This window comes from Wolbachia endosymbiont (group A) of Anomoia purmunda (genome assembly GCF_947251545.1).
Classification (GTDB): Bacteria; Pseudomonadota; Alphaproteobacteria; order Rickettsiales; family Anaplasmataceae; genus Wolbachia.
The window spans coordinates 314,522-331,787 of sequence record NZ_OX366362.1; the positions used below are offsets into that span (position 1 = coordinate 314,522).

Below are 17,266 nucleotides of genomic sequence, written 5' to 3' on the forward strand. Positions count from 1 at the left end.
GTATAGGTTACTAAAGAAGGGTAAAAATGCGTTTTGAATTAGAAGCGGGGGATGCCCCAGGTAAAGACTGTAGTAACGCACCTCGTTATGTGATAACTACTAAAGTAAGAGTAAATAGCGAAACAACAGTTAGTCTGCCTACTACATCTTATGTCATTATTGATGAGCCTACTTATCGGGATTTTATTGTAATTGACTCGGGCCATCATGTAGAGAAGGTACTAAATGTTTTACATAGAGAGCTACAATTAAAGCTAGAAAGAGTGGAAAATGATTACAAGTTAGCTTTAGTTACTGATTCAGGTGAACCTTACTATTATTACTACAATGGCAATGATACTTGTATAGATACTATTGATCGTATATCTCAGTCCAGCACAAATGGTACACACGTTCGTGTATATGATTATGACACATGTTCTATAGCGTTTAAATCTCTTGAAAGTAGTAGGGTTTTAATAGATCCAAAAGATGTAATAAGTAGTAAAAATATGAGTCTTATTGGCAATAGACTTGATATACGAATTGGAGACAATGTTTTTAAAGAATCGCAATATAAATACAAATTTTATAAGAGCATTGAAATACATAACTCCGCTGGTAGTAAGGTTGGTATGTTGAATAATGTTGTTCCAATATTCGATCGGAGAGATGATAATTTCAAATTATTTCCTTTTCATGAAATAGAGAGATTGGATGTGAAAAATAGCTATTTCGCAGCAAAAAAGTTAGGCAGCAATTACGTTGGTTGTATATCAGACGAAAATAGCAAATGTAAGAATTTTTATGGTTTAAAACCTGATTTTGTAGGATATAACTACAGCCATAACTCAGATTTATATCCTTATTATTATAACTTAGAAAATTTTGGTAACTTTTTGGAGGTTGATATGAAACTTGGAGAACTTATAGATTTAGAAGAAAGAGTTAAACGTTTAGAGGATGTGATTGAGGATTTACAGCGAAAAGAAAAAATTCCTGGACCAAAGGGTGAGCCAGGTGATAAAGGTCTTCAAGGTGATGATGGTTTTCATGGTTTTCCAGGCCGTAAAGGTGAGCCAGGTGATAAAGGTCTTCAAGGTGATGATGGTCTTCATGGTTTTCCAGGCCGTAAAGGTGAGCCAGGTGATAAAGGTCCAAAGGGTGATAAAGGAGATATAGATTTTAGAGGTTGGGGAGGTCCTCCAGGTATAAAAGGTGAGCAGGGCAAGCCGGGAAGCGATGCAAAGCCCAAGGATGTGGCAGCTATTTTATTATCAAGTGAACAAGAAAGATTCAGACAAGTGCTATTTGGTACGCCTATAACTGAATTAAAAGGTAAAACACTTGAGGAGTTTATTATTCAAGACATGCCGAAGGGCATTGCAAATGATGAAAATTTTAGAAAAAGTATAAAGGGTGAAAAAGGTGAGCAAGGGTTAAAAGGAGAAGTTGGTCTTCAAGGTCCAGTAGGTCCAAAAGGTGAGCAAGGTCTTCCAGGTCTAGGTGGTGTTCCAGGTTCTCCAGGTGAAAAAGGTGAGCAAGGGTTAAAAGGAAAAGATGGTCTGCAGGGGGATAAAGGTCTAAAAGGTGAGTCCAGTGCACCAGGACGACCAGGGTTAGATGGACAACCAGGAATAAAAGGTGATCAAGGTATAAAAGGTGAAATTGGTCCTCATGGTCCTGTAGGTCCGAAAGGCGTTAATGGTACGCAAGGTCTTCCAGGCGAAAAAGGCTTGCAGGGAATAAAAGGTGATCAAGGAGATATGGGTGTAAAAGGAGTTGATGGATTGAAAGGAAATGCTGGGGAAAAGGGTAATAAAGGTGAGCCGGGTGCTGGTCCTCGAGGTTCAACAGGCCAACCAGGTCAATCAGGACCTCCTGGTTTGCGAGGTCATCCAGGAGAGAAAGGAAGTATTGGCGATCAAGGCCCCAAAGGTTCTATAGGTAATCAAGGACAGAAAGGTGAAAGGGGCTCAGAAGGTAAAAGGGGCCAACCAGGTCACCCAGGTGCTCTAGGTAATAAAGGAGATACAGGTCCGGTAGGTCCTAAAGGTGAAATTGGAGCGCCGGGTACGGCTGGACTAAAAGGAGAAATCGGTCCACAAGGCTTGAATGGCACGCAAGGTCTTCCAGGTGCTCAAGGTTTGCAAGGAGAAAAAGGTGCTCAAGGAATACAAGGTCCTATGGGCTTTAATGGTACACAAGGTCTTCCAGGTGCTCAAGGTTTGCAAGGAGAAAAAGGTGCTCAAGGAATACAAGGTCCTATGGGCTTCAATGGTACACAAGGTGTACAAGGACAAAAAGGTGATCTTGGTCCTCAAGGTTTGAAGGGTACACAAGGGGAGAAAGGTGATCAAGGTCCAAGGGGTTCCAATGGCACACAAGGTATACAAGGACAAAAAGGTGATCTTGGTCTTCAAGGCTTGAAGGGTGAACAAGGTAATGTTGGATTGCCAGGAATGGGTGGATTACCAGGAATACCTGGAATAAAAGGAGATAAAGGTGAAGTTGGATTACCAGGAACTTCTGGGCTCAAAGGTGAAGTTGGTTTGCAAGGTTCAAAGGGAGATGAGGGGGAAAATGGAACGCCGGGAATAGATGGGATAAAAGGCGAGCGAGGAAATACTGGGATGCCAGGTGTGAATGGATCAAAAGGGGAAAAAGGTGATGTTGGATTGCCAGGAATGCCTGGTCCTCAAGGTCTGTTGGGTCCTAAAGGGGATAAGGGTGAAATTGGAGCACCAGGAGCAAATGGATTACCAGGAATGCCTGGAATTCTGGGTCCAAAGGGGGAAAGAGGTGATGTTGGACTGCCAGGAATGGATGGAATGGGTGCTGCAGAGGCTGATCAGTTTTTGCGCAAGATGAATCAAACAAAAATTGAAATTCAGAATGCTAAAAAGGCAGCAGAAGATGCTAAAAGTGCTTCTGAAAGCTCTGCTCAAAAAGCTCAAGACGCTGAAGGTAAGGTTACAAAACTGCACACTGAAGTGATGAATTTAACAAAGAAAGCTGAAACTTTAAGCAACGCTGCCAAAGGGTTCGCAAGGAACGCATCTATATCAACAAAAAATGCTGAAGCTCTTTATGGTCAAGTAAAAGATATATTTTGTAAGACAAACCCTGCAGACCAAATCTGTCCTGTATCTAGAAAGAAGAGGGAAGCTAAAAGTTTAAACAATCAACCAGTGACAAGTGGAGCAAGTAGGTCATCTTCGTGGATAAATGTTTTTGCTAATACTATGATTGATGCTGCTCAAGGTGCTTATCAATTCATCTCTTCTTCTTTCAAACCTGCTATAGGTTATGATAGCTCTCAACCTTCTAAAGCTGTGACAACTCAAGATGTTGATATAAACGGTACACTTTTATTGTTAGATGTATTTATAAGGAAAATTACAGGTCAAAAGTATATTTCTACAACAAACCAGCCTACATTTTCGCTAGAAGAGCTAAATTGCTATGCATCTATTATAACAGAGTTTGAGGGAGCACTAAAATATGCAGCGGTTAAATCTGGCATATCATTAAAAAACTTAAGTTTTAATTCTGTATCAGTACAATCAGCTATATTCGAATACATAAATAAAGGTCAGTATTCAAAAATACCAAAGATTCTGTACTCATCTGTAAAAGAGGCTTGTCCAAACTACAAACAAACTGATAAATTTTTGGCTATTTTTAAAGACCGTATGGAAAGAACATTAGAAAACAATGAGCAACAAAGGGGGTTTGTTAATATTGAGAAAACAGCAACAGATAACGAGCAGCCAAGGAGTTTTATGAGCGATGTTACTCCTCCAAGTAGTTTCAAGGCGATTGATCTGAAGGCTGTTAATTGTTTAAGGTAATAGTATGGGAAATACATTTAGAATAGATAATAAAGATCTGTTCTATAAGAAGCTGATTAAACTTCCTACTGCATATTACAGATTAGAGATTAATAACAACAAGTATACTATCCATTCACACATTGGTACGGCTGAGTTGGGTGATACTATTAGTGATGTAAAGTTACAGAGGCAGGGTGATGAAATAGTTTTATGTAAGGGAAACTCGCCTCTGAAAGTAAAAAAAGGTAACAAAGAACAGAACCTTATTATAGAACAAGAGGACATTATAGGTGAAAATAAAGGTAAGATCATACAAAGTCTTCAAACAGAAGAAATATCTGTTACGTTGCAGAACATAACAGATACTATTTCACATTTTGGTGTTGGGTTATCGTTTATGAACGATGACGGAACTACGTTAACTGGAGTACTAAACTTTATTAATTTTTATGATGAAAATGATCCAGTACTCAACAAGATTAAAGAGGAAAAAGGTGGACTTTATTTTACAATAAAAGATGACAATATCTATATATCAGATAAGGATGGAGCTTGTGTTTCAATATATGATAAAGATAACTGCTATCAGTATCAATATAAACAAAATACATGTGATGTATTAACAATAAGTGATGTATCAACAATAATAGGCAATTTAACCGAGACTAACAACGAAAAGCAGAAATTCACTTTGCAAAAAGGGGAAGAATTATCGCCTGATATCTATGAAGCAAATATTGCTTTGAATGATAAGCCCATAGCTACTTTACCAAAAATAGGTTACTACATGCTCGATGATCAATTGATTATGCGTAATCATGTTACACAAGAGAAGGTAGTTATCCCAAGAGATTTTCACTATTTAAAAGCTATTAAATTTAATAATGATGATTATAAATTAACGTTTTGTAATTTTTTAGGTAATGAATTCTTTGAATACAAAAAATACGATCCTCAGTATTCGAACGTTTCAGACGAATATAAATTCATCAGTTTAAATTGTGCGAAAAAAGAATGTAATCCGAATCTTTGGGAATTATTTAGCCACCGGCCATCGTTTTTTATTACAGAAGAATCTCCTGAACCAGGCTCTCCAGGTCACTATTCAGTTGCCGTGTTCGAATTCATAAGTGGTAAAAAAGGTAGAAAAATGGCTACATTAATTGATGAATTTGGTTATTTTGACAAAGATAATAAGTTTTACTATTGCGATTATCATAAAAAAACGGAATATGATACTTATGATTCTTCTGAGATTAGTCCAAAAAAAGTATATACATGGACAGATGAAAATAGCGAATTTTATTTTGCAAAAGATGACAATATAGTTCTTCATACTATTCCAGAATTATTGTAGTTATGCGCACCAAGTTAAGGGAGAATGAAGCGAAAGAGGGATAGGCTATAGGATGACAGAAGTTGGCTTTATTAGCTATAGGTGGTATGATACTTAGTCAATTTAGATGATCTTAGCTGCAAAAATATTTTTTACCTCATTTGTTTTTGGGTTTATTCTTTTTCCCTATTTTATAAAGCTTCTAAAAAAAATAAGCAAAAATGGGCAACCAATTAGATCATGTGGACCAGAAAGTCATTTAATAACAAAAAAGAATGTACCACCTATGGGCGGAATAATAATACTGATTTCTTCTTTATTACCAATTTTACTCTGGGCTCAGTTAACACCAGAAATTTTGCTGCTGATATTGATAACTCTATTTTTTGCTCTACTTGGATTTATTGATGATTATTTAAAATTGAAGACAAATCACTATCGAGGTTTAAGTGCAAAAACCAAAATACTTATTCAGTTTATTGTTGCTCTGGTTGGTGTGTTTATACTTAAGCTATACTCTGCTGAAGGTTTTACAAAAACGTTCCTATTTAAAGGAGTAATAATCGATTTTGGCTATCTATATGTTCCGTTTGCTGCGTTTGTAATTGTCGGCTCTTCTAATGCTGTGAATCTCACAGATGGTTTGGATGGCCTTGCTGCAACTCAAGTCATCACTTCCTTTGCTTTTTTGGGGCTAATTGCATACATAACTCAAGCAGATATGAATATTACTTTATTCTGCATTGCATTTATAGGAGCTATTCTAAGTTTCTTGTGGTTTAACACACATCCAGCAAAAATATTTATGGGTGATGTTGGTAGCTTGTCGGTAGGTGCAGCTTTAGGGTTAACTAGCGTCCTAATTAAAAGAGAAATGCTTTTTGCCGTTATTGGAATAATCTTTGTAATAGAGACTCTATCTGTTATTATTCAGATATCATATTTTAAATATACAAAGTTTAAATATGGAAAAGGAAAAAGAGTTTTTCTTATGGCACCAATACATCATCACTTTGAAAAGAAGGGATGGTCAGAAAATGCAATCGTTATGAAATTTTGGATAATTTCTATTATCTGTTCAGTTTTTACTATAACTTTCTTATTATAAAAACCTATGAAATACCCAGACTTTACATTAGAAAATAAATTATCAGGAGTGATAGCAGGAGTGGATGAAGTTGGAAGAGGTCCGCTAGCTGGTCCAGTAATATCCGCAGCCGTAGTGTTTATTGATAGAAATACAATTATTGATGGAATCAACGACTCGAAAAAGTTGACTCCTCAATGTAGGCAAGTCCTATATGAAAAAATAACATCCGTTGCAAAATTTGGTATAGGAATGGCAAGCGTAGAAGAAATAAATTCATACAATATCTTGCAAGCAACAAAACTTTCAATGAAACGTGCGTTAATAGACTTGGACCTAGAGTTAGATTATGTGCTAGTTGATGGTAATCAACCACCTGAAGTGAAATGGCAAGTGAAATCAATAGTAAATGGTGATAATTTGAGTACATCAATTGCAGCAGCTTCAATCGTTGCAAAAGTTACGAGAGATCGGCTTATGCAAGAATTGCACAATAAGCATCCTGAATATAATTGGTATAAAAATAAAGGATATGGGACAAAAGAGCACCTTAATGCTATTGGCCTTTATGGAATTACAGAACATCATAGAAAAAATTTTGCACCCATATCTCGGGCATTATAGCCTTTAGATAGTAATCACTTACCTTTTTTGAAAGGCATGTTTTCATTAAATAGGCAAACTGTACTTGATCCATTCCTTAAGGTAAACACTGAACTCACCCTTTCGATTATCAGGTAGTTGTCAACTGTACGGAAATTTACTAAAGACTCATATCCTGCAGAATCAACCATAAAAACTGCCGGGAAATCAGAGTTTATTTTATTGAATTGTAGATATGTAAATTTTCCATCATCAAAAACCTTGATTGGTATTATTGACTGACTGCCTTTAACGTGCGAGATGGAATAATTAAAATTTAAGCCCTTCTTTACAATTTCAATGTCGTTTATATCAGGAATAATGGTATGACTAGCTTGTTCGAGGACATCACCGTTATTTGTTGTGTAAATCTCATCACTGCTAAATAGTGGATAAAGAAACCTTACTTCATATGCTAATCTTGGATCATCTAGTCCGGTTGCTTCTTCAGCATGAAGCTCAAAGTAATAAACTCTTTTATTGGTAATTATAGTTGCGTTAGTATCGGCAATATCATCTATAGGCTTAATAAACAATCTGTTACCTTGAGGAAGGAGTTGCCAACCAGTTGAATCACCCATTGAAAGGTTTTGTATTACCTCCCCTGGTTCAAACAATATACTGGACTGATAACCATAAAAACCCGTATACTTATGTATAGCCTGTGGGTTATAATTTATCACCTTTATGTGATTATCTCCAGCTATTGAACGTGGCTCCTGTTTTGCAAGTGCATCACTACCACAGAGGAACAACAGTACGGCAAACAGTAAACCAATCATAATATCAAAATAAATTAATCTTCATTTTATCATTGATAGACATGTACTGCAACTGTTAAGCTATACTATAACCCCCAATTATAGGTTAGCAAGCGACAGAAAGCGCGGGCTTCATGATACTGAATGAAAAAAAGGAAGCTATTTGGCTTGCCACCACTGCAGAGTGGCAGATTAGAAATTTGACATATGATGTTGAACATGTTAGTATTATTAACAAGTATTTAATATTTATATTAAAACTTTTTTAATTATATTTTGTGTGAGGAAATTATGTCAGGTCCAATAGAAGGAAGTCAAAATGAACTGGAAGAATTGGGTAAGTTTAACCAGGTACAATGGAATAAGTTTGTGGAAGGTTCTATTAACAAGGAAAAGAAAGAGTTAAAAACAGCAGAAGAAAAATCTAAGACAAATAAAGGGAAAAGTATAGAAATCCTGGAAAAACATTTCCATGATAGAACACTGCAACCTCTTAGCGAGTTCAGGGAAGTAGGGAAGAAAGAAGTAGGTTGTAGTTCGGGATTTCAAGCAGAGCATCAGTATAAAGATGATAAAGCGACTTTCATGATTAAATCTATTTTAAATCACACGCTTACGGAAAAGGAAAAACAGTCTAAGTTAGAACAGTTCAAGGAATCTTATTATAGGGGGACGAGAAAAGTTATAAAGCTACAGAACTCTAATTTAAAGGATAGTCAAATAGATGATCGTATTGATCCATACTGGCAACAAGCAGAAAGAGATATCTGTTACGATGACCTGAATGTTGCTGATTTTATTAGGGAGTATACTGCTGGTGATCTGTATAAGCTGCTTTTACATGATAGGGCTCCAATTGTTGAGTTAGTCACAAACAACGATTTGCCAGAAAAAAGATTCAAAAGAGATGAAATGCATAAGGATCAATTTAAAGAGCACATTGAGCAAGAGAAAAAGCAAGATAAACTTTATCTGAGATCAAAATTCTTGGATAAATTTACAACATTAATGGACCTAAAGGAAAAAGGTGAAAATTATCAAGATGCATCAGGGTTTGAGAAAATACTGGCTGCTCAAATATTACTCGGGGAAGTTGATATTGCACAATCAGAAAATTTTGGTGTAATAGAAAAAGAATATGAGAATGCAAAAGGTGAGAAAGTAAAAGAAAAACTCTGGGCAAAAATTGATCATGGTAGGTCATTTTATCTAAGTTTTAGTGATGCCAAAAATTATTTACAAAACTTTTGTTTTTTTCTGCTCCAACTGAGAAGCTATGGCATAAAAATAGATCTAGGAAAGCTATCAAAAGAGCTAGGTAGGTTTATTGACTACTATGATAAAAACAAAGAGAAATTTGAAGCTTTAATAGATAAAAAGACAAGTAGTCTAAATCATATATTGAATTCCAACATGAAATTTGAGCTTAGGTATATGGATGAATCTGGACTCCATAGGAGAAATTTTAAGTGTATAGATAGGGAGTTTAAAAGTCAAGAAGTGCATTTTTTGCTTCAAACTGTTCTTAACAACTCTCCAAGTACTAATTTGAGTAGTTACTTTAAGCAAAGGTTAGAAACCCAAGTTGGAATGGCAAGAAATCTTGCTGGAGCATTGAAAAGCTTAGATAAAGTTGAAAAGACTTATAGTTACGTGGTTAAACCTTCATTCTGTCTATTTGTTCCAACGTTAATAGCAGCAATATTTACAAGTGGAACTGTGGGTACAGCTTTTACTGTAGCTGCAGTAGTAACAGGAACATGCATGCTTATTGGAATAGTGACAAGTATTTGTCTTTATGTTTATGCGCTAAATAGCTGCAATAGCAACATTAGACTTCTTTCAAAATTCATGTAGGGAGCTCAAAATTGTGAATTGCAGCAATCAAATTAAACCTTAAACCAAAACGTTTTCGTCGGTTTCTATACCTGTCCGAGATGATTTTAAACCTTTTCAATTACGTTTTCAACAATTGCCCTTTGGCTCATAAGTGCCCTGTTCTCTTTTTTGTTCTTTGCTTAACGGATTCTTTTTCGTTTTCCTGTGCGGTAATACAACATTAGACTTCTTTCAAAATTGTTAGAGGGAGTGTAAGATGAAGTATTTGAAAGCATGAAATATAAGGAAATAGAAAAGTTAGAAGGAGAAAAGTTTCGACGTTTAACAGGGGTAAAAAAAGCAACATTTGAGCGAATGGTAGAAATTCTAGAAGTGGAGGATAAAAGAAAAAAAGCTAGAAGTGGAAGAAAAAGTAAACTTTGCATAGAAGACAGGCTACTTATGGCACTGGAATATATAAGAGAATATCGTACATATTTTCATATTGGGCAAAGCTATGGCATGAGTGAAAGTAACAGTTTTAAAATAATAAGATGGGTAGAAGACATATTAATAAAACATCCAGATTTTGCATTACCAGGAAAAAAAGAGCTATTAAAGAGTGATGTAGAATATGAAGTTTTAGTAATAGACGGAACTGAAACGCCAGTAGAGAGACCAAAAAAAAGCAAAAGCCCTTCTACTCTGGAAAGAAAAAAAGGCATACTATAAAAACACAAATAGTAACAGAGAAGAAGAGTAGAAAAGTCATATGCACATCTTTCTCGAATGGTAGAAAACACGGATGTTTAGAGAATCAAAGGTAGCAGTATTGCCGCAAACTAAAATCTTAGCTGATGCCGGCTACAGGGGAATGCAGAAGATACACAAAAATGTTGTATTACCGCACAGGAAAACGAAAAAGAATCCGTTAAGCAAAGAACAAAAAAAAGAGAACAGGGCACTTATGAGCCAAAGGGCAATTGTTGAAAACGTAATTGAAAAGGTTTAAAATCATCTCGGACAGGTATAGAAACCGACGAAAACGTTTTGGTTTAAGGTTTAATTTGATTGCTGCAATTCACAATTTTGAGCTCCCTACATGAATTTTGAAAGAAGTCTATTCTATTCCTAAACTTTTCTTAATTAACTTTAAAATCATAGAAAATACTGTCGTAAAAGCTTGTTCGTGTGAAACTCAACACAATGGATTCTCTGAAAAGTTTTCGAGTATATTATATTTTTAATTTGTAGAATAAGGTTTTTTCCTTTTTGCATGTTTCACCTAAAAAGGACACATTTTAGACTTCTTTGTTGAAATAACACAGAAACAAAAGTGCTGTTTATTGCAGCTTTTGGGTAATTTAATGGTAAAAATTTCAGAGAGAAATTTTATACACTATCGCTGATATTTTTCCTTAAGTTGACGCCATTGGCTGAACGGATACGAATTTTCTTTGCTAATTGGAAAGTTTTCCACCATTTTTATTCCCTTCGTTAATAATTGAATTTTACAGCACTAAATATTTAAGAAGTATTAGTACAAAGATGTCGATAAAATTATTTACATTTTTATACTATGCACATTACATCATGTGTTATTTAACCTTGCAATAATTTTTTTATTCTTGCTGCTTCTTCAAACTCTAAATTTTTAGCATGCTCTATCATTTGCTTTCTTAAATCATCCTTATTAGTATTTACTTTCGGTTCTGCTATTGCCCTCTCTTGTAAGGTGTTTGATATAGGTTTTATTATAGTCTTTGGGACAATATTGTGCAATATATTATGTTCTTCTTGTTTTTTTCTTCTTCTTTCGGTCTCTCTTAATGCACGATCCAGAGAACCAGTGATTTTATCTGCATACAAAATTGCTCTACCTTCAGCATTACGTGCAGCACGACCGATCGTTTGAATTAATGAAGTTTCCGATCGCAAAAATCCTTCTTTATCAGCATCCAAAATTGCAACCAACCCACACTCTGGAATATCAAGACCTTCCCTCAGCAAGTTAACACCTACTAAAACATCGATTTCTTTAGATCTTAATTTATATATAATTTCTATTCTCTCCAGCGCAGCAATATCAGAATGCAAATAACTCACTCTCATATTAAATTCACTCATATATTCAGCTAAATTTTCAGCCATTTTTTTCGTCAATGTAGTGACTAAAACACAAAATCCCTTCCCTATTGTCACTTGTGCCTCGTGAATTACATCATCAATTTGACTCTCTATTGGTTTCACAATGCAGATTGGGTCTGTAAGCCCTGTTGGACGGATAACTTGCTCTATAAATACATTATTGGTCTTTGCCAACTCATACTTTCCGGGAGTGGCTGAAATGTAAATAGTCTGCGGCCTAACTCCCTCCCATTCTTCAAATTTTAATGGACGATTATCAAAAGCGGAAGGGAGCCTAAAACCATAATCAATCAATTTCTTTTTACGTGCTTCATTGCCACTATACATTGCACCTACTTGGGGAACAGTTACATGACTCTCATCAACAAATAAAATTACGTCTTTAGGTAAATATTCAAACAAAGTAGGCGGTGGATCCCCAGCTTCCATTCCATAGAGATAACGCGAATAATTTTCAATACCTTTACATATTCCTGTTGTTCTGATCATTTCGATATCAAAATTAGTGCGTTGCTCGAGGCGCTTTGCTTCAACAATCTTGTTTTGCGAGTAGTAATAATCCAAGCGTTCATGTAGCTCTTTTTTGACTAGTTCAATTGCCTGCAACAAAGCCTCACGCGGGGTTATGTAATAGCTATTTGGAAAAATGGTGATTTTATTTACGCCTTTGGTAACATTGCCCGTTATAGCATCAACTTCAGAAATTTCTTCTATTTCATCGCCAAATAACGATAAACGCCAAGCTTTATTTTCATAATGGGAAGGAAATATATCAATAATATCGCCGCGCACTCTGAAATATCCTCTCTCAAACCTGGCATCAGAGCGCTTGTATTGGAGATCAGTTAAGTTGCTCAGGAAATCATTAATACGAATTTTATTTCCAACACTAAGCGGTATGATCATGCTGCGATAGCTCTCAGGCGAACCAAGACCGTATATGCAGGAAACACTGGCAACTACGATCGTATCCCTGCGCTCCAAAAGGGAGCAGATGGTGGAATAACGCAGCATCTCAATTCTTTCGTTGATTGCAGAATCTTTTTCGATATAAGTATCAGTTTGTGGTAAATAGGCTTCAGGTTGATAATAATCATAATAAGAAATGAAGTATTCAACAGCATTATGGGGAAACAATCCTTTCATTTCCTCATAAAGCTGTGCTGCTAAAGTTTTATTGTGTGCCATAATTAATGCAGGCCTGTTTGTCCTTGCAATAACATTTGCCATAGTAAAAGTTTTCCCAGAACCAGTAACTCCAAGCAAAAGCTGATCTCTTTTATTGCTATTTAGCCCTGCAATTAAGCTATCGATTGCTTGTGGTTGATCCCCAGCCGGTTGAAAATGTGTAGCGATTTGAAATTCCATAGACTTTACTTACTATCTTTGATTCATTGTATAGTAAACACTATATTGCTTTTAAGATAAGTTGTATAGCTATCGTAAAGCCATAAAACATTAACCAACAATAGACTTCTTGCATAACCATATAACACACTTTTATTGGGAATAGAAACGAAAAAACTTGCTTGACACCCTTCGCCAGCCCCCCTATCATGAAACTGAAGCTATTTATTTATCTTCGCAATCTCTGCAGTGGATTAATGATAAAAAAACTTAATGTATTTGGCGTAAATCATGCTTAATTTTTTGCACTATGTGCATCTCATGTCTTTATAAAACTTTTAGGTTTCTAGCTATACAAGCCGAAACGCGCTTATAAAGCGTTTAAGACAGTAAAAGACGTCAAATAGACGAGGGAGAATTTCAATACTAGCTACCCTAGGGTTTCTTTGCCTTTTTTTTACTTGGTAAATTTCTTAACGTTTATAATTTAGATTAGTTGCGGCTTAAAAGTAGCTGAATCGCGGTTATTAAGCGTTTAAAATAAAAAAACGCCATACTTGAAAGTATAATGTAAGTAACTAGCCAACTACGCGGCTTCTTTTGCCTTTTTTTTTATTTGGTAAATTTCTTGATATTTATGTATCCGTTCAGCTAAGTGGTGTGAGAGACGATAGATAAGAGGTTTTGGAAAAGATTGAGACCCATTTGTTTCCATGTTAAGTATAACGAAATTATCCGTTCAAGGAATGCATTTCCCCGCTTCGATTGTGTAAAATATGAGTTTTTACGGTAAACGACATAATGCCGAATTTGCCGTTCAGCGTGGTTATTTGTCAGCGGAATATTTTCTGGGTCATCTAAAAATTTCCACATCATTCTTTCAGATTTCAAAATATTTTTGCAACTCGAGAAGCTCCAATTGCTTCAGGTAAGCGAGATATTTCCTTCAAATAATACCTTGTACGTTTTCGCAATTTTCTTGCACGTTTGGCAAATCTTAAAACGTCTATCTCATTTTTTAGTAAAGCTTTTTTTAGTGCAAATAATTCAGTAGTTACATTTCTTAAGTAACAGCCGAGAACTTTAACTTCAATATTCCAACTATGCGCTAATCTTTCAAAATCTCTTGATAAATGTGCCCAACAGATTTGCCTGTTTTTATCGGCAAAATAGTTGTATGCTGCATACCTATCAGTTACTACCAAGCTATTGCGATTGCAGCATACACTATTTTTTAAAACTTTCATTCCCCTTGATTCTGTCAATTTTACAAAACTTGCTGTATTACTGGCAAACACCAACCAAGTTTACCTTTGTTATAATGGCTCGTTTCATCGATATGCAGAACTTCACTTTTACTTACTTCTTGCTCGATTTGCTCATACGCTTCTTGGCATTTTTCTGCAACTATAGCCTCGCTATTTGACACGCTACCAACACTGATGTCCAGGTTGAAAATATTTTTTTGCTACTTCTCTTTTCGAGTTCTTGTAAAATCCGCTCAGCGCTGCGATTATTGACTTAACTTTTGGACCAAATGTATCCGCAGTAACACCTTCTGGTAGCCTGCTATTTTTTCTTTTTCCACACTTGCAACAGCGGCCATTGGTATTCCACAACATAAGCTGGCAAATCAACTTTTTGATGAATGTATGGCTCTTTCGATATCGCAATTTCTCCTCCGCACTCGCAAGAACTCTATTTTCACCACTTCATCTGCTTCCATTTTAGGGCGATACTTTCCTTCATGCCCAATCTGTGCCCCTATTTTCCTGTCACTTTTTTTCTTTTTCTTCTTTAGCTTGTATAACTCTTTTGAGCTCGGTATCGATGAATTTTGTGAATTCAGACCTAGTCTTTCTTTCAATTCAGCATTTTCGATTCTTAGCGCCTTATTCTCAGATCTAAAATTTTCGTTTTCTATCTCTAACCTCTTTATCTCTGCTTTTAGTTGCTCTATCTCTATTTTAAAGCTTTCACAGAGCTTGAGAAGACTAGCTAGTAGATCAGACATATTTACCACACATACTACTTGTGATATTATGTTTTTAGCACTCCTTGTCTACTTTTTATTTTACCGCTCCGCTGAACGGATACAAAAACTTGCTTGACACCCTTCGCCAGCCCCCTTATCATGATAAGGGGGCTGGCGAAGGGTGTCAAAGAATTCTTATTAAAACTAAAGAGCTCAAATGAAAGAAGGTAAACTCTAAAGTATACATTTAGTAGCGCTTTCTATGAGAGAAATCGTATTATTCATTCCATAAAGCTTTATGAAAGATCCCATTCTTGGACCGGTTTTTTGGCCAAGTAACGTTTCATATAATAGCTGAAACCAGTCACGTAAGTTAGTGTAATCATATTTTTTTCCAATAGAAAATACCTGAGATTGAATTTCTTCAGCAGTAGCAGTTATAGATAGAGAATGTAAAGTGTCCTTCAAATCTAGTAACGCTTCTTTCTCTTTTGCATTTGGAGTTTTATATGATTTTGTTGGCTTGATAAAATCGTGGTAATACTTTACTGCAAAGTCTGAAAGTCTATCAAGCATTTTATTATTTTCTGGTGTAACGTTCGGTGCATAAGAGGATATAAAACCCCATAGGATCTCTTTGTTTTCAGCATTACAAACTGCTGCTAGGTTTAAAAGTAGTGAGAAATTTATACCTGAAGTTTCTATATTTGGAACTTTGCCCTGGTGAATGTGCCAAGCAGGGTTAGACTCCTCGTTAGGTGTCATTCCAGTGCTTGACACTGGAATCCATATTTTTTCTTTCTGGATCCCAGTGTCCGCTACTCGGATGACAGTAGAGGGGTCTGGGATAACAGAAGCCTCTGAGGTAACAAATGGTTCTGAAATTATAGGCGATTCTGCAGTAAGTCTACTGTCTGTATCCTTTTCTTTATTCTCATTATAACGCTTAACAAACTCTAGATACTCATCAGTTGATTTTGGTATCACATCAAAATATAAACGTTTAGCTTTTTTAGGACTCTGAAAAATGTACAATGCTAAGCTCTCTGTTGGTGCGTAAGTTAACCACTCTTCAATTGAAATGCCATTTCCTTTTGATTTTGATATTTTCTTTCCTTCTTTATCAAGGAAAAGCTCGTAGCAAAACAGAAGTGGTGGCTTTTCTCCAAGTATTTCACATATTTGACTTGAAAGCACAGCAGATGGAGTTAAATCTTTTCCGTGAGCTTCGTAATTTACTCCAAATGCGGCCCACCTCATTCCCCAATCAGGTTTCCACTGCAGTTTACATTTTCCTTTTGTCACCGGAATTTCTATTTTTTCCCCGTTTGGGTCTTCATATGTGATTGTTCCTTTATCTGTATTTGTTTCAATTACTGGAACTTGTAAAACTTGAGAAGTTTTTGGGCATATTGGCAAGAATGGACTATAAGTCTGCTGTCTTTCTTCCCGAAATGATGGAAGCATTACGTCCATCACTTTATCATAATTTTTCAGCAAGAGTAAAAGTTTTTCATCGTAAACGCCAGATTTATAACACTCTGTTGCACTCCTGAACTCGTATTCAAATTCAAACATATCAAGAAATTTACACAACAATGAATTCATATGATGGCCATAACTCTGATGAGTGCCAAATGGATCAGGTATCATAGTCAATGGTTTATTTAAGTGCTCTCTTAGCATCTCTTGATTTGGCACATTATCTGGTATTTTTCGCAAACCATCCATATCATCTGAAACTGCAATGATTTTGGTTTTTATACCAGGAGCTATTTTTTTTAATGCATTTACAATAACTGTAGTGCGGAAAACCTCTCCAAAGGTTCCTATGTGGGGTAAACCAGAGGGTCCATAACCAGTTTCAAATATTATTTCTTTTTTATTAGGAAACTCTTGCAATATTTTTTCTGCTTCTTGAAATGGCCAACTTGTCATTATCGGGATTAAATAATGTATCTTAACTTAAAGTGCTACTAGTTTCAATGGATTTTTAATATAATGATATAGTATTAGTTATTATTAGAAGGTTAAAGATATGTCCACAGGTAGTATACAAACAGATCAATTATTTAAAGGTCTTACAAGACCTGCAATGCTCTTTGGTGTGAGTTATATGTTTGCAATATTAAACGTCCTGATTTGCATGCTAATTTTCATTAATTCAAATGATTTAAGAGTGATTCTCTTAATGTTACCAGGTATACATGGACTTGGTTATATAGCTTCTGCAAAAGAACCGTTGTTTATTGAATTATTTATGGTAAAATTGGGAAAGTGCTCGAAATGTTTAAATCGTTTTTACCATGGAGCCAATTCTTATGATATTGCTTAACG

At 35.6% G+C, this 17,266-nt stretch carries 9 protein-coding genes and 4 pseudogenes; 7 read left to right on the top strand and 6 right to left on the bottom strand.

Annotated elements, in window-relative coordinates; genetic code table 11:
* Positions 1–26 precede the first annotated feature (26 nt).
* The 4 genes from OPR57_RS01605 (at position 27) to OPR57_RS01620 (ending at position 6,862) form a co-directional block, all read left to right on the top strand.
* Entirely contained in the window at positions 27–3,833 is a 3,807-nt protein-coding gene (locus OPR57_RS01605) for a hypothetical protein (protein WP_265036938.1), read from the top strand.
* 4 nt (positions 3,834–3,837) lie between these two features.
* Positions 3,838–5,172 (top strand): hypothetical protein, encoded by a 1,335-nt coding sequence (locus OPR57_RS01610; RefSeq protein ID WP_265036940.1) that lies wholly within the window; start codon positions 3,838–3,840, stop codon positions 5,170–5,172.
* 106 nt (positions 5,173–5,278) lie between these two features.
* Positions 5,279–6,259, top strand: coding sequence for a phospho-N-acetylmuramoyl-pentapeptide-transferase (gene mraY, locus OPR57_RS01615; protein WP_265036942.1), 981 nt, complete (start codon positions 5,279–5,281; stop codon positions 6,257–6,259).
* A gap of 6 nt (positions 6,260–6,265) precedes the next feature.
* Entirely contained in the window at positions 6,266–6,862 is a 597-nt protein-coding gene (locus OPR57_RS01620) for a ribonuclease HII (RefSeq protein WP_010082329.1), read from the top strand.
* 14 nt (positions 6,863–6,876) lie between these two features.
* Here OPR57_RS01620 and virB9 read toward each other — a convergent pair whose 3' ends face one another.
* Complete coding sequence (gene virB9 / locus OPR57_RS01625; protein ID WP_265036944.1) at positions 6,877–7,662, bottom strand: P-type conjugative transfer protein VirB9; 786 nt, start codon at positions 7,660–7,662, stop codon at positions 6,877–6,879.
* Between the two features lie 270 nt (positions 7,663–7,932).
* Here virB9 and OPR57_RS01630 point away from each other — a divergent pair, with 270 nt between their 5' ends.
* On the top strand, positions 7,933–9,498 hold the full coding sequence (locus OPR57_RS01630) for a hypothetical protein (protein WP_265036946.1): 1,566 nt from the start codon (positions 7,933–7,935) through the stop codon (positions 9,496–9,498).
* Here OPR57_RS01630 and OPR57_RS01635 read toward each other — a convergent pair.
* Positions 9,491–9,693: pseudogene (locus OPR57_RS01635) on the bottom strand (transposase); the annotation flags it as partial. The gene OPR57_RS01630 and the pseudogene OPR57_RS01635 sit on opposite strands and share 8 nt — an antisense overlap.
* Before the next feature lie 60 nt (positions 9,694–9,753).
* Here OPR57_RS01635 and OPR57_RS01640 point away from each other — a divergent pair.
* Positions 9,754–10,565: pseudogene (locus OPR57_RS01640) on the top strand (IS5 family transposase).
* 17 nt (positions 10,566–10,582) lie between these two features.
* Here OPR57_RS01640 and OPR57_RS01645 read toward each other — a convergent pair.
* The 4 genes and pseudogenes from OPR57_RS01645 to lysS all read right to left on the bottom strand — a co-directional run.
* Positions 10,583–10,737 (bottom strand): annotated as a pseudogene (locus OPR57_RS01645) (IS4-like element ISWosp8 family transposase); the annotation flags it as partial.
* A gap of 324 nt (positions 10,738–11,061) precedes the next feature.
* On the bottom strand, positions 11,062–12,975 hold the full coding sequence (gene uvrB / locus OPR57_RS01650) for an excinuclease ABC subunit UvrB (protein WP_265036948.1): 1,914 nt from the start codon (positions 12,973–12,975) through the stop codon (positions 11,062–11,064).
* 630 nt (positions 12,976–13,605) lie between these two features.
* Positions 13,606–14,968: pseudogene (gene tnpC / locus OPR57_RS01655) on the bottom strand (IS66 family transposase).
* Between the two features lie 195 nt (positions 14,969–15,163).
* A complete protein-coding gene (lysS, locus tag OPR57_RS07745; protein ID WP_265036950.1) occupies positions 15,164–16,867 on the bottom strand; it encodes a lysine--tRNA ligase in 1,704 nt (567 codons plus the stop codon).
* A 100-nt stretch (positions 16,868–16,967) separates the two neighbouring features.
* Between lysS and OPR57_RS01665 the strand changes: the two genes are divergently transcribed.
* A complete protein-coding gene (locus tag OPR57_RS01665) occupies positions 16,968–17,264 on the top strand; it encodes a type IV secretion system protein VirB3 (RefSeq protein WP_007548615.1) in 297 nt (98 codons plus the stop codon).
* Positions 17,265–17,266 lie beyond the last annotated feature (2 nt).